The organism is Mesorhizobium sp. P2_C7, from assembly GCF_056404515.1.
Genome location: NZ_JBFUDW010000020.1, coordinates 65,931 through 79,887, shown reverse-complemented (window position 1 = coordinate 79,887; position 13,957 = coordinate 65,931). Strand labels below are relative to the sequence as shown.

Annotated in this window: 12 protein-coding genes; 3 read left to right on the top strand and 9 right to left on the bottom strand. The window is 62.1% G+C overall.

All coding sequences use genetic code 11. The features are described from left to right. Nucleotide 1 precedes the first annotated feature (1 nt). Nucleotides 2-610, top strand: a complete 609-nt coding sequence (locus AC1D2G_RS31150; protein ID WP_477418839.1) for a cytochrome b/b6 domain-containing protein — start codon at nucleotides 2-4, stop codon at nucleotides 608-610. A 61-nt stretch (nucleotides 611-671) separates the two neighbouring features. On the opposite strand, the gene AC1D2G_RS31145 is transcribed toward AC1D2G_RS31150, so the two are convergent. Beyond that, on the bottom strand, nucleotides 672-1,667 hold the full coding sequence (locus tag AC1D2G_RS31145) for a GlxA family transcriptional regulator (protein ID WP_477418837.1): 996 nt from the start codon (nucleotides 1,665-1,667) through the stop codon (nucleotides 672-674). A gap of 126 nt (nucleotides 1,668-1,793) precedes the next feature. On the opposite strand from AC1D2G_RS31145, the gene AC1D2G_RS31140 reads away from it, so the two are divergent. Then, nucleotides 1,794-2,438 (top strand): cysteine hydrolase family protein, encoded by a 645-nt coding sequence (locus AC1D2G_RS31140; RefSeq protein ID WP_477418835.1) that lies wholly within the window; start codon nucleotides 1,794-1,796, stop codon nucleotides 2,436-2,438. Between the two features lie 75 nt (nucleotides 2,439-2,513). Here AC1D2G_RS31140 and AC1D2G_RS31135 read toward each other — a convergent pair whose 3' ends face one another. The 8 genes from AC1D2G_RS31135 to AC1D2G_RS31100 all read right to left on the bottom strand — a co-directional run bounded on the left by AC1D2G_RS31135 (nucleotide 2,514) and on the right by AC1D2G_RS31100 (nucleotide 12,746). Then, on the bottom strand, nucleotides 2,514-4,193 hold the full coding sequence (locus tag AC1D2G_RS31135; protein WP_095090813.1) for a formate--tetrahydrofolate ligase: 1,680 nt from the start codon (nucleotides 4,191-4,193) through the stop codon (nucleotides 2,514-2,516). Nucleotides 4,194-4,508: 315 nt separating this feature from the next. Further along, nucleotides 4,509-5,633: a DUF2333 family protein gene (locus AC1D2G_RS31130; protein ID WP_477228240.1), complete on the bottom strand. Its 1,125-nt coding sequence runs from the start codon at nucleotides 5,631-5,633 to the stop codon at nucleotides 4,509-4,511. Between the two features lie 104 nt (nucleotides 5,634-5,737). Beyond that, nucleotides 5,738-7,039, bottom strand: a complete 1,302-nt coding sequence (locus tag AC1D2G_RS31125; protein WP_477418833.1) for a DUF6638 family protein — start codon at nucleotides 7,037-7,039, stop codon at nucleotides 5,738-5,740. A 9-nt stretch (nucleotides 7,040-7,048) separates the two neighbouring features. Further along, nucleotides 7,049-8,959, bottom strand: coding sequence for an AAA family ATPase (locus tag AC1D2G_RS31120; protein ID WP_477418831.1), 1,911 nt, complete (start codon nucleotides 8,957-8,959; stop codon nucleotides 7,049-7,051). Between the two features lie 24 nt (nucleotides 8,960-8,983). After that, nucleotides 8,984-10,129, bottom strand: coding sequence for a hypothetical protein (locus AC1D2G_RS31115; protein ID WP_095090818.1), 1,146 nt, complete (start codon nucleotides 10,127-10,129; stop codon nucleotides 8,984-8,986). 31 nt (nucleotides 10,130-10,160) lie between these two features. Beyond that, on the bottom strand, nucleotides 10,161-11,249 hold the full coding sequence (locus AC1D2G_RS31110) for a hypothetical protein (RefSeq protein ID WP_095091695.1): 1,089 nt from the start codon (nucleotides 11,247-11,249) through the stop codon (nucleotides 10,161-10,163). A 308-nt stretch (nucleotides 11,250-11,557) separates the two neighbouring features. After that, nucleotides 11,558-11,947: a c-type cytochrome gene (locus AC1D2G_RS31105; RefSeq protein ID WP_457151215.1), complete on the bottom strand. Its 390-nt coding sequence runs from the start codon at nucleotides 11,945-11,947 to the stop codon at nucleotides 11,558-11,560. Nucleotides 11,948-12,134: 187 nt separating this feature from the next. Then, nucleotides 12,135-12,746: a thymidine kinase gene (locus AC1D2G_RS31100; RefSeq protein ID WP_477418829.1), complete on the bottom strand. Its 612-nt coding sequence runs from the start codon at nucleotides 12,744-12,746 to the stop codon at nucleotides 12,135-12,137. A gap of 259 nt (nucleotides 12,747-13,005) precedes the next feature. On the opposite strand from AC1D2G_RS31100, the gene AC1D2G_RS31095 reads away from it, so the two are divergent. Beyond that, complete coding sequence (locus AC1D2G_RS31095) at nucleotides 13,006-13,941, top strand: choline ABC transporter substrate-binding protein (RefSeq protein ID WP_477418827.1); 936 nt, start codon at nucleotides 13,006-13,008, stop codon at nucleotides 13,939-13,941. The last annotated feature ends 16 nt before the right edge of the window (nucleotides 13,942-13,957 follow it).

Below are 13,957 nucleotides of genomic sequence, written 5' to 3'. Positions count from 1 at the left end.
CATGAACGCCACCGTTTCGACACGAGACACCTCGGTCGAGTCGACGCGAGAAGCCTCGGTCGAGTCGATACGAGAAGGCTCGGTCAGGGTCTGGAGTTCCTACGTCCGCCTCTTTCATTGGTCGCTGGTCCTGTGCGTTGCGGTGGCCTGGCTTTCCTCGGGAGAAATCATGAAGCTGCATGAACTGGCCGGTTACAGTGCGGGGGTCTTGATAGCCTCGCGGCTGATCGCCGGGCTGGCGGGATCGGGTTACACACGCTTCCGTCAGTTCGCGCGCGGGCCGCGCGCGGTGGGCTTGTACATAGCCGACGTGGCGCAGGGTCGCGAAAGGCGTCATCTCGGCCACAACCCTGCCGGCGGCGCCATGGTGCTGGCGCTTCTGACCTGCGTGGCGGGAATTGCGCTTACGGGCTGGATGCAGACCACCGATGCTTGGTGGGGCGTGGCCTGGGTGGAGGACACGCACAAGATCCTGGGCAATGGAATTCTCGTGCTCGTCGGGCTTCATGTCGGCGGCGTGCTGCTGGCCAGCCTGCGCCATCGTGAGAATCTGGTTCGCGCCATGCTCACCGGCCGCAAGCGCGGGCCATCGCCGGGAGACGTCGCCTAACGGCCTGGATCAGGGAATACCAAAGGCGCCGCAGTGATGCGGCGCCTTTGGCCGTTCTTTCTCAGGAAGGCAGGGCGTGCGGCACTGGTTCGTCCTGATCGGCTCGCCTCGAGAACTCGCGACGGTATTGCGCCGGTGACGTCTTGAGCCGTGCCGAAAAATGCTGGCGCAGCGACGTGGCGCTGCCGAAGCCGACCTCGAAGGCCACCATGTCCATCGATTTCTCCGTTGCCTCCAGCAACCGCTGCGCCAGTTCGATCCGCTGGCTGGTCAGCCATTCGCCGAAACTGGTGCCGACCGATTTCTGAAAGCGGCGGGTGAAGGTGCGCCGGGTCAGGCCGGCGGCCTCGGCGACGCGGTCGAGGCTGTGCGTCTCGCCAAGCGTCGCGCGAACCGCGTCAAGCGCCTGGGTGAACCGGTCGGCATCAGCGCTTTTTGCCACTGGATGCTCGATGAATTGTGCCTGCCCGCCTTGCCGATGCGGCGAAAGGACAATCTGGCGGGCGAGCCGGAGTGCGGCTTCCGCGCCATAGCGGGCGCGCACGATGTGGAGACAGCAGTCGAGGCCAGCCGCGACGCCGGCCGAGGTCACGACATCGCCATTGTCGACATAGAGCACCGTGGCATCGACCGCGATGTCGGGATGGAGTTTTTGCAGCCGCTCGGAATAGGCCCAGTGCGTCGCGGCACGGCGGCCTGAAAGCAGCCCGGCCGCAGCGATGGCGAAGGTCCCCAGACACAGGCCGACAATCAATGCGCCATGCTCGTGTGCTCTGCGCAGCGCCTCCATCAACACTGGCGCTGGCGCCTCGCCAAGATGATGCCAGCTTGGGATGATGACGATGTCGGCGCCGTCGAGCCCTTCGAGCCCATGCGGCGCGGCAACCGTCAGTCCGGCTTCGGTGTGGATCGGGCCGGCCTTGACCGCGCAGATGCGGAACTCGAAGCGCGGCAGGCCAAGAGATGTCCTGTCCTCGCCGAACACCAGGCATGGCACGGAGAGATGGAACGGGCTGATGCCGTCGAAGGCAAGGACGGCGATGATCGGGTCGGTCATGGGGCTTCCGCGAGTGGATGCGGATTGTCCCAATTCTTTCGAATGATGTCAATCGGGACACTTTCGATCGCTTGGCATGTCGCCTATTTTCGATCCATCGCATTCAAAGCCGGAAAGGAAAACACCATGTCTGACCCAGCCAACGCCACGCCACGTCGCGCGCTTGTCGTCGTCGACGTCCAGAACGATTATGATGGCGGCAATCTCGCCATCCAGCATCCTCCGTTCCGCGACAGCGTCGTCAATGTGGCACGCGCCATGGACGCGGCCGCCGCGGCCGGCGTCAAGGTGGTGGTAATCAAGCAACTGGCTCCCGAGACGTCGCCAGTTTTCGCCAAGGGCAGCCATGGCGCCGAACTGCATCCCGAGATCGCCAAGCGCAGCCGCGACCACTATGTCGAAAAGACCATGCCAAGCGCTTTCACCGGCACCGATCTCGAAGACTGGCTGCGCGCCAACGCCATCGATACGATTACTGTTGTCGGCTACATGACGCACAATTGCGATCTGTCGACCATCATCCACGCCGTGCATATGGGCTTCGCCGTAGAGTTCCTGTCCGACGCGACCGGATCGCTGTCTTACGCCAACAGCGCCGGCTTTGCCTCGGCCGAAGAGATCCACCGCGTGGTGACGATCATCCTGCAGTCGCGCTTCGCGGCGGTGCTCAAGACCGCCGAATGGATCGAATGCCTGAAGATGGGCGTGCTGCCCGAGCGCGATACGATCTATGCCTCCAACCAACGGGCGCTGGCGCGCAACGCCGCGTAGCCAGAGTTTGTCCTCGGAAAGCAGAAAGGGCGGCCAGTGGCCGCCCTTTCAAATCTCGCAACGATCTCGAAATTCTCAGAACAGGCCTTCGATCTGTCCTGCCTCGTTGAGGAAGATCTTTTCCGAGGATGGCGCCTTGGGCAGGCCGGGCATGGTCATGACCTCGCCGCAGATGATGACGACGAAGCCGGCACCGGCCGACAGCCTGACCTCGCGCACCGGCACGGTGTGGCCGGTCGGCGCGCCGCGCAGGTTCGGGTCGGTCGAGAAGGAGTACTGCGTCTTGGCCATGCACACCGGCAGGTGGCCGTAGCCAGCTTGCTCCCAGGCGTGCAGCTGGTCGCGCACCGACTTGTCGGCGATCGCTTCCGAGCCGCGGTAGATGCGCTGGACGATGGTGTTGATCTTCTCAAACAGCGGCATCGCATCGGGGTAGAGCGGCGCGAACTGCGAGGCACCGGATTCGGCCAGCGCCACCACCTTGTTGGCGAGCTCCTCGATGCCGGCCGAGCCCTTGGCCCAGTGCTTGCACAGGATCGCCTCTTCACCCATCGAGGCGACATAGTCCTTCATCGCCTGGATTTCGGCGTCGGTGTCGGAATAGAAATGGTTGATGGCGACCACCGCCGGCACGCCGAACTGGCGGATGTTCTCGATGTGGCGGCCAAGGTTGGCGCAGCCCTTCTTCACCGCCTCGATGTTTTCTTTGCCGAGGTCTTCCTTCTTGACGCCGCCATTCATCTTCATGGCGCGCACGGTGGCGACGATGACGGCCGCGGCCGGCTTCAGGCCAGCCTTGCGGCACTTGATGTCGAAGAATTTTTCCGCGCCGAGGTCAGCGCCGAAGCCGGCTTCGGTGACGACATAGTCGGCAAGCTTGAGCGCCGTCGTGGTGGCGACGACCGAGTTGCAGCCATGCGCGATGTTGGCGAACGGGCCGCCATGCACGAAGGCCGGGTTGTTCTCCAGCGTCTGCACAAGGTTGGGCTGCATGGCGTCCTTCAAGAGCACGGCCATGGCGCCGTCGGCCTTGAGGTCGCGGGCATAGACCGGCGACTTGTCGCGGCGATAGGCGACGATGATGTCGCCGAGGCGTTTCTCGAGATCCTTGAGGTCGGTCGACAGGCACAGGATGGCCATGACCTCCGAGGCGACGGTGATGTCGAAGCCGCCCTCGCGCGGAAAGCCGTTGGCGACGCCGCCGAGCGAACAGATCATCTCGCGCAGCGCCCGGTCGTTCATGTCCATGACGCGGCGCCAGACGACTCGGCGGGTGTCGATGCCGAGCTCATTGCCCCAGTAGATGTGGTTGTCGATCAGCGCCGACAGAAGGTTGTGCGCCGTGGTGATGGCGTGGAAGTCGCCGGTGAAGTGGAGGTTCATGTCCTCCATCGGCACGACCTGTGCGTAGCCGCCGCCGGCGGCACCGCCCTTGACGCCGAAGTTCGGGCCGAGCGAAGCCTCGCGGATGCAGACGATCGCCTTCTTGCCGATGCGGTTGAGGCCGTCGCCGAGGCCGACGGTGGTCGTCGTCTTGCCTTCGCCGGCCGGCGTCGGGTTGATGGCGGTGACGAGGATCAGCCTGCCGTCCTTGTTGCCCTTCACCGACTTGATGAACTCGGCGGAAATCTTGGCCTTGTCGTGGCCATAGGGCAAAAGGTGTTCGGTCGGAATGCCGATCTTGGCGCCGATCTCCTGGATCTGCTTCTTCTTGGCGCCGCGCGCGATCTCGATGTCGGACTTCACTTCGGCCATGACGGCTTTCCTCTGGATTGGTCGGTGGAGGGGACGGGGTTTGATCTCACTCGCATGCGGGCCGGAACCGGGGCGCGGGCATGTTTTAACCCTGTCGCTGCCGCGGCGTCAACTTGCATGCAACTATGTTTCCTATGAAGAAAATTCATCTGCGGACCGGCCGACCTGTCATCGGTTCTTCCCGGCTCCGTTGCCGCGCCGTATAGAAGCCAGAGGACGCGCCGTTCCGCCGTCTCAAAACAGCCGCACAATGCACCGAATGCGACAGAGGCGACGGCGCAAATTCGCCATCGCTCCGGCTGCGGCCGGCAAGCCTTACTGCGTCAGCACGTTGCTGATTTCGACCATGTTGGAGCGCACCCTGAGCACGTAGAAGCCCATCGTCGTCAGATGCGTCGGCAGCAGCCAGCCGTCTTCGCGGCCATTGGCGATGATGAAGGGCTGGATGCGCAGCGCCGAGACGAACTGCGCGTCCATCGTGTCCCACAGGCTCTGCAGGTGCTTTTCCTTGATGACGTCATCGAAGTCGGCCTGGGCGCCCTTCATCAGGCCGTAATAGGCGTAGAGCTGGCCATAGGCGAACCAGTAGCGATCGTCGGCACGGAAATCGAACCAGCCATTGTTGTGGTTTTCGGCACGTTCCTTGAGAATGGCCGAGGTCGAGCCGATGTCCGAAGCGATGCGATCGATATATTGTTTCAAATTGTCGGCGCGGGCATCGAAGGTCGCCTGGCAGGTGGCGAGCCGGGCGTTGAAGGAGCGCAGCTTGCGCACCGCGTCACGGTAGTAGCTCGGTGTCGGCGTCTTCGGGCCGAACGGGCTCAGGCCGAAATACCAGGTGTATTCGTCGAACTGCAGATTGCCGCGCGCGTCCTGCAGATCGGCATCGATCTGCGATGTGGTGCGGACACGGCCGAGATTGTCGGCGAGTTCCGTCGCCGTGCGCCGCACCGCCTGGTTGATGCCGCGCTGGAACGAGGCCTTGTTGTCCATCCAGGGCGTGTGGTCCCAGTCGATGCCGAACAGGCCGAGCTTGTAGAGGATCATCGACGAGATCCAGGCATTCTGGTTGACGTTGAAGTCGGTCAGGTCGGCGGCGATCTGGGCGATACCGGAGTTGCCGCAGGTCTTGGCGGTATCCGTGCCGGAGCCGGCGGCAACCTGTTCGCCGGCGGACACGTTGCGCTTCTCGAAAGTGTAGGTGTCGGGGTAATTCGGGTTGAAATTGTTCCACCACTGGGTGGCGTAGAAGAAGTTGGCATAGAGGCCGATCAGCACCAGCAAGGCGACGCCGACCACCGCCTTGAGGATCCAGCCACGCTGCGTGTACCAGCGCCCAGCCCACATGAACGGCCACAGGATGACGCCGATCAGGAGGCCAATGCCACGGCCGATCCACTGGAAAATCCGGGTGAAGAAGTTCACGATCGGATCGAGCATGGCGATGTCACCCCCTCAAAGCATGATGCCAAAAAGTTGCGGACTTTTGGATAGCATCATGCGCCAAAACAATAAGTTAGAACGAAATGACTGTTCATTTCGTTCTAGTCAGTCAGGCCGTAGAGGCGTGTGCGAAACGCCACCTTGTCCTTCAAATATGTGGTTTTGAGAACGTCCACAACATGCGATCGCCAGGCGTCGCTGAAGCCGTCATAGTCCTTGTAGAAGCCCTGCTTGTTGAAGATGTAGCGCGAGACGAAATCCGACGGCACGAAATCCGAGATCAGCCGGTTGGTCAGCCAGGCGTCGGGATGGTCCGGTTTGGCGCGGATCACCAGGAAGCGCTGCTGCGGGAAGACATCCTCGATCTTGAGGTGGCCGAGCTGGGCGATCTCGCGCTTGGCGGCGTTGAGGAAGGGAAAATTGCCGTCCCTGGTGATCAGATCGGCATGGCTCTGGATCCAGGTCTGCAGCCAGACCTTGTCGACGTCGGTCAGGTTGCGGTCCGGCTCGGCGTCGCGGATCAGCGCGCGCACCACCATCTCGGCGCGGTGCTCGAGATAGCTCGAGGCCTCGATCCAGGAGGCGCGCGGCAGCTCGATGCGGCCAGTGGTGGCGAGGAACTTGAACACCTTGTCGGCATCGTTGATCGAGAGATAGCTGACCTGCCACGGCCGCGAGCGGCGGAAGCCAGGTGCGGCCGGATCGCCGATCACCGTCGTCATGTTCGGATCGACGAACACGTAGAGACCGCCGAAATGGCTGGTCCAGTAGGCATTGTGGCGGAAGATCACCTGGTCGGGCACCAGCGCGTTCTCGCGGATGTCGCCGCAGATCTTGGCCAATTCCACCATGCGGGTCAGCATGGCGTTGTCGCGCCAGGCGTCGGGCTCCTGCTTCAGCCGGTCGACGAGCTTGCCGAGCTCGGCAGCCTTGCCCAGCACATCCTCGGCCGACAGCACCTTGAACTCGACCTGGCTGATCGAAAGCAGGTCCTCGATGTCGTTGACCTTGGGAACGGAATCCTCGATCTCACCGTAGATGACGTCCTTGATGGTCAGCGCGTCGATGGCGCGCTGGTTCTTGGACATGAACTCGAACATCAACTGCGAGGTGTTGGAGAAGGCGGTGTGCACCACCGGCAGGTCGATCTGCGACGGCGTCAGGATGATGAAGCGGCGATTGACCTCGTTGGGGTCGAGATAATCATAGTCGCCGCATTCTTCGGCCACTTCGGGCGAGAACCCGGTGCGGTCGATCTGGAAGCTCTTCAACTTCGTCGGCTTCAGGCCGAACGCCGCCAGCGCCTTGTTGTAGCGCTGGATCAAATGCGGCTCGTCGACCGTCAGCAGCCGGCCATAAATCAGCTCATTGTCGCGCAGCAGGTCGGGCTTCTTGGCGGTCATTGCGTACCTTCACGCATTCCACAGACCCTTTTTCTTCATTTCCTCCATCTCGCGTGCGGCTCGTTCGCGCAGGCGTGCGTCGCGCAGCAGTTTTTCGACCGCGGCGTCGTCTGATTTGTCGGAATAGCGGAACTCGCTGTCGGCGTAGCGGTTGATTTCCTGCATGACCATGTCCATCGAGAACGGCCCGCGCAGTTCCTCGATCATCGCTTTCTTCTCGTCGTAGCCCTTGTGCATGAAGGCTTCCGGCTTTTCGAACCAGTCGTCGGGAAGCTCGATGTCCATGGCGCGCATCTTGATGGCGTCGGTGACGTTCTTGATGGCGCGGCCGGTGAAGCGCGGCTCGGCATCCTTGATCAGGTGCAGATAGGTGCCAATGTCGGCCATCGATTTCGGCGCGCCGTTCTCCTTCATGTAGCGCTCGTAGACCTTCATCAGCCCGTCTTCCTGCGGCTTCTCATGCTCCTCGTAGGCCTCGGTCACAGCGCGCTGGATCTCCTGCGCGGCGTAGAGATCGTGGTCGCCGAGCGGGATCTTGTGGTTCTTGCCGGCGAGCAGCACGAAGATGTCGATGTAGTCGTCGCGCGTCTGCGGACCGTCGACCAGCCAGCGGGCGCCGGCGCGCTGGCGCAGCGCATCGTCGACATTTTCGGGATAGTTGGAGAACATGCCGAAGGAGCAGTTGCCGCGCACCACCGTGCCGGCACCGGCGAAGGCATCCATCAGCACGCCGGTGATCTCCTGCTGGCCGGCCGAGGCGCGGTCGTCGGAGCGGCGCGCCGCCACTTGGTCGATGTCGTCGATGGTGCCGAAGCCGATGACGCGCGGATTGAGCACATTGTTGATGAACTGGCGGCAGTTCTGGCCTGACTTGCCCTGGTAGGACGAGATTTGGTCGACGCCGAAATTCTCATAGGCGAAGGGATAGCCGGCGACCTGGCAGTAGCCGTTGACGAGGCCGGCGATCATCTGGATCAACGTCGTCTTGCCGGTGCCGGGGGCGCCGTCGCCGATAAAGGTGAACAGGAAGCCGCCGAGTTCGACGAAGGGGTTGAGCTCACGCTCGAAGTCGTAGGCCATCAGCATCTTGGCGAGCTTGACCGACTGGTATTTGGCGATGTGGTTGCCGACCACCTCTTCCGGCGTCTTGAAGGTCATCACCAGCGGCTTCGAGCGCTTGCCCGGCGCGACGTCGAAACCGTCGAGGGTGAAGTTATCGGCATCGATGCGGATATGCGCGTTCTCGAACGGGCCAATGCCGTCGAAGCGACCCTTGCGCGCCAACAGCCCGTCGATGGCGACGCGGGCAAAGGCGCGTGCCCTGGTCATCAGGTCGGCATCGTCGGACGAGCCCGATATCGCCTTGTCGAGGCCGGCCAGGATCGACTTCACCGCATCCTGCGGCGTGTCGAACAGGAAGTCCGGCTCCGGGATGTCGTTGGGCGCTTCGCCATCGCTGTCGATCAGCTGGAACAGATAGGAAGCCAGGCTGAAGGCGGAGATATAGGCCGAGGCCGACAGAAGCTTCTTGAAAGCCGAGGCCTCGTCGCCTTCGAGCGGCGCGCGGGTGTTTTTCGCTTGCAGGCTTTCGAGGTCGGAGCCTTCGGCAAAGACGTCCGATATGGCGAGTGCGATCGCCGTGCCGCGCCGGGCGCGAAACAGAAGCGTGTGCTGCGGGATGGTCAGCAGCTGGTCGTCGGGGTGGACGGCGCCGACGGTCTTCGTGAGCTCGACCTCGCGCGTGCGCCGCACCGAGCCGACCGAAACGGTGGAGACGAAGCGCCGGTTGGTGCCGGCCAGTGCCGTGCCGGACTCGCGTGAAGGGTCTTCCAGCACGACGATGCGGGTGATGAAGCTCTGCGCGGTGGCGCGGTGCTTTTCGATCGAAGCTTCCGGAATGGTGGTCAGGCCGGTATCCATGAAGAGTGCTCCGTGGTGTGACGGTCAGACGTCTGAGATGACCTGTCCGTTGGACAGGATGTGGACCTTGTAGCCGGCAAAGATCTTCTGCGCCTCGCCGGCGGCGTAGAGTGCCTGGTAGGCCTCGTGCGGGATCAGCGCATGGTTTTCGTAGCTGGACACGCCCTGGCGCGCGGCTTCCAGATCATCGGTGTTGATGAAGAATTCCTGCGTCGTCTTCTCGCTCGAAAACAGCCCCTTGCGGCCGGGTTTCTCGCTCTTGGAATAGACCTCCTGGATGGTCCAGGTCAGCAGCCAGGCATTTTCCGGCTTGCGCACCTTGGCCAGCACTTCGGTGACCGTCGAATTGTTGTCGGTGATCCCCGCCGAATAGAACGGGCCGAGCACGACGCGGCGCAACTGCTTGGGGTGCAGCGGCTCGAAATCCTTGTCGAGGTTGACCGCGATGGTCGCCGGTGACAGCGTGTAGGCCGAGTTCTTCTCGGTGAAATCGTCGAAACGGTGGGCCAGCTCGGGGTTGAGCAGACCATCGACCGGCAGCGGAATGTCGACCTTGTCATTGAGCTTGCCGTTGCTGTCGACGAGCTGACGCACCATCGCGTCGGAAGAATCTTCCACCGTCACCATGTAGACCAGCGGCAGGTTGGCGCTGCCGTCGAACGTCGCCCAGTGGACGAGGTAATACGGCCGCGCCGTCTTTGGATTGACCGAGACCTTGGCCGTCTGCGCCAGCGTGAAAGGTCCGAACGTGTTTTCGCTTTTTACGTCCTCGAGATAGAGCCGTTCGGCCATCGACTTCTGCAGCGCCTCGGGGAATTCCTTGTGGCGCAGGATGAAGTCGGCCATTTCCTCGCGCAACTCGCCGGCCAGCGGAATGTTGGCAAGCCGCGCGTCAGCCTGGCGACGGTCGTTTTCCAGTTCGAGCAGGTTCTGGAAGACCGGGAAGCCACTTTCGGCACGCGAAATGCGGAACGTGTCCATGAAGCCCAACCGGTTGCGCCAGCAGGCAAAGGACTTGTCGAGCCGGGCGATGTATTCGGCGACGATCTTGGCGACGATGCCATGCCGGTAGAGCGGCGAGCGATCGTCGCGCATGAATACTTCAAGGCCGCTCAGTGCGGCCGTGATGGCCGAGAAATACCGTGCGGCCGCTTCGTTTTCGGGGGTCATGCCTGTGCGCTCGCGGGCAGTCCAGTCACCCCTAAGACTGCACGTAGTTTGACGCGTTGTGCTTCTTCAGCACCTCGTCGAAGCGACGGGCAAAGGCATCGTCGGCCAGCTTTTTGCGGCGCTGGATGTCGGAGCTGGCGACCATGTTCTTCTCGTGCATTTCAAGCAGGTCGCCGATGTGTTTCTGCGAGGCGGCACCAATGCCGGCCATGGTTTCCTCGGCGGTGTTGTCGACCTGGCTGCCAAGCGTGTTGATCTTGTGGGCGACGTCCTGCTGGGCTGCGGTCTTCAGCGAATCCTCCAGCGCCTTGTAGAGCACGATGCGCTGTTCGGTATCGATGGTCAGCTTGTTGATCAGCGTCGACTGCGCGGCGATCTGGTTGTTGAGCGAATCGACGAAGGTCTGGAACATCGAGGTGTAGCGTTCCAGCGTCTGGCTCTCGGCCAGCAATTCCTGCTCCTTGGCCTGCTTTTCATTGTATTCCGTCGCCAGCTTGGAGCGTTCGCCTTCGAGTTGCGTGCGGTCCTTCTGGCTGGTGGACGCGGCGATCTTGTTTTCGATGTCGAGCAGCATCGGGTTGAGCTCCTCAATGCGCTTCTGCACGGCTTCGAGGTTGGACATGGTGGTCTTGCGGCGCTCGATGACCTGCGACAGGCTGGCCTCGGAGGTCTTGTAGCGCTGGTCGAGGACTTCTTTCTGCGCCTTCAGGATGCCGACAATGGTGTCGGACTTGGCCAACAGTTCCTGCAGGTTGCCGGCCAGCGACATGTTGCGGACGCGATCGGTGCGCATGCGTTGCTTGCTCTGGCTGGAGAACATGCCGACGAAGTTTTCCCAGCCGGTGTAGTTCTTCATGCTTTCGAATTCGGCGCCGAAGACGTTGGTGGCGTCCTCCAGACCGATGATCAGGTCGGCGATGTTGCCTTCCATCACCTTCTGCTGTTTCAGCACGTCCTCGATGCGGGCGTTCTCGATGTCGAAATTGGCGTCGCCGATCTTCTTGTCGGCGGTGGCCAGCGTATCAAGCACGGTGCCGGACTGCTCGATCTTGGTGCGCATGTCCTGCACGACCTGCTTGGTCTTGGCAATTTCGGCATCGAAATTCTGCAATGTCGCCATTGGGGCCTCCCGCTTCGGCATCACGTCGCTGGTCGCGAACAGCGGCGAATATATGTGGGGCATCCGGGGATTGAAAGACGCAAGACAAGACCCGCCCCGAAAACAAAAGAATTCGCCACTGTCTTGAAAGGTAGTGAAGGCGTGGTCATGGCGTGATTAGCTTACAGTCAAGCGTAGTTCAACTGTCATTGAACTTCTGTGCCGGCAAAGCAGTCAATCTCCGCTGGCGCGGACGCTCTGGAATGCCAGTTGCGGGCGTAACATATCCGGCCAAGCCTGCGTCGTCATGCAACGCAGCCGGCTGTTGCTCAGGGCTTGGGATCGGCCTTCAGATAGGCAATGACATTGGCGATGTCGTCGTCGTTGGTCAGGCCGGCAAATGCCATCTTGTTGCCGGGCACCTTGAGCCGAGGCGCCTTGAGATATTCGGCGAGGTTGGCTTCATCCCAGACTAGGCCGCCAGCACCGGCGCTCTTCATCGCCTCGGAGTAGTGACCAAGGAAGCTCTCGGCACTGCCGGCGGTGCGTCCAACGACGCCCAGCAGATGCGGGCCGACCTTGTCACGGTCGGTGGCCGCTTCATGGCAGGAGATGCACCGGTTGAAGACATGCTTGCCCAGTGCCGGGTCGCCGCCGGCATGAGCGGCAAGCGATGTGGCTAGGAGAACAATGCTGGCAGACGAAGCGGCTCGAAACATGGCTGACCCCGGAGAGCTCTGGCTGGCGGTCTTATAGGACCGAGGCCTTAACAAACGCTGCATCGTCGTGGGATTGGGAGGCCTGCCCGAATCTCGCCGCACCGGGCCGGGGCCTTTGTTGTTACGCATGTCGTTGGTTCCAAAACCGCTGCGCACTTTGGGGCGACATGCATTGGGCCGTTGCCTATCAGGCCTGGGTGAAGCCGATGAAATCGTCGGGTGCGGCGCGGCCCATCGCTTCCTCCCAGTGGCGGCGGCAGAGCGAGACATAGACGTCCTTGCCGATCGCGACCTGCTCGCCCTGTCGTGCCACCTTGCCGTCGGGGCCGAGGCGCACCACCATCGTCGCCTTGCGGCCGCAGCGGCAGATGGTGCGCACCTCGCGCAAATCGTCGGCGATGGCCAGCAGCGCCCGCGAACCGGAAAACAGCTTACCCTGGAAATCGGTGCGCAGGCCGTAGCACATGACCGGGATGTTCAGCCGGTCGGCGATGCGGGCGAGCTGCCAGACCTGCTCCTCCTCGAGGAACTGCGCCTCGTCGACGAAGACGCAATGCACGGTCGTATGCTCGTGGTGATCGGCGACGCGGGCGAACAGATCGTCGCCGTCGCGGAACATCTCGGCTTCCGTCTCCAGGCCGATGCGCGACGAGATCAGGCCGCTGTCGCCCTTTCGGTAGTGGCCGGCGACGAACAGCATAGTGCGCATGCCGCGCTCGCGATAGTTGTACGACGCCTGCAACAGCATCGTCGTCTTGCCGGCGTTCATCGTCGCATAGTGGAAGTAGAGCTTGGCCATGCCGCCCTTTTAAGCCGACTTGTCCCGGCGCGGGGAGGGGGCGCCGCCGCATTCCCCCAAAAAACGACCCCCGCTCTCAAAAAACGACGGCCGCGCAATGCAAAAGCAGGAAGCGTGTCGCTGATTGGCCAGCCTGCGCCGTTGATCGTGATTGCCTTAATGCTTGAAACCACACCAGAATGGTGTTTGGCTGACGAAACAAGGCGGGCAGAGAAACCGTAACTTCGCTTCGCCTAAGAATCGCAATGGGAGAATATCTATGTCGCGCATGAGTTCCTTCGTCGCCGGCCTTGGCCTGGCGGCTCTGTTGTCTACGAGCGCTGCCTTCGCCGGCGATCCGGCAAGCTGCAAGGCGGTGCGTCTTTCCGATGTCGGCTGGACCGATATCCAGGCGACGACCGGTGTCGCTTCCGTTCTGCTGACCGCGCTCGGCTACGAGCCGCAGACGATCCAGCTGTCGGTGCCGGTGACCATGGCGTCGCTGAAGAACAAGGATCTTGATGTCTTCCTCGGCAACTGGATGCCGTCGATGACCAACGACATTAAGGACTACACCGCCGACGGTTCGGTCGAGACCATCAGCACGAACCTGACCGGCGCCGGCTACGGCATCGTGGTGCCGACCTATGTCGCGGATGCCGGCGTCAAGTCGCTGACCGATATCGGCAAGTTCAAGGACAAGTTCAACGGCAAGATCTACGGCATCGAAGCCGGCAATGACGGCAACCGCATCATCCTCGACATGATCAAGAACCCGAAGGACAATCTCGAAGGCTTCGAGCTGGTCGAATCCTCGGAAGCCGGCATGCTGACGCAGGCCGAGCAGTCGATGAAGAACAATGAGTGGATCGCCTTCCTCGGCTGGACGCCGCATCCGGTGATGGGCGCCATGAAGATCACCTATCTCGACGGCATGGGCGACAGCGGCTTCGGTGCTGCCACCGTGTTTACCAATGTGCGCAAGGGCTACACCACGGAGTGCCCGAATGCAGGCAAGTTCATCGCCAATCTGAAGTTCAATCTGGACATGGAAGGCCAGATGATGGACGCGATCCTCAAGGGCGGCGATGCCAACACGGTGGCGAGCGACTGGCTGAAGAAGAATCCCGGCGCGGTTGCGCCCTGGATCGCCGGCGTCACCACCTTCGATGGCGGCGACGCGGCAGCGGCGATCAAGACCGCGCTCGGAAGCTGAGCCGACTGTGATTTCG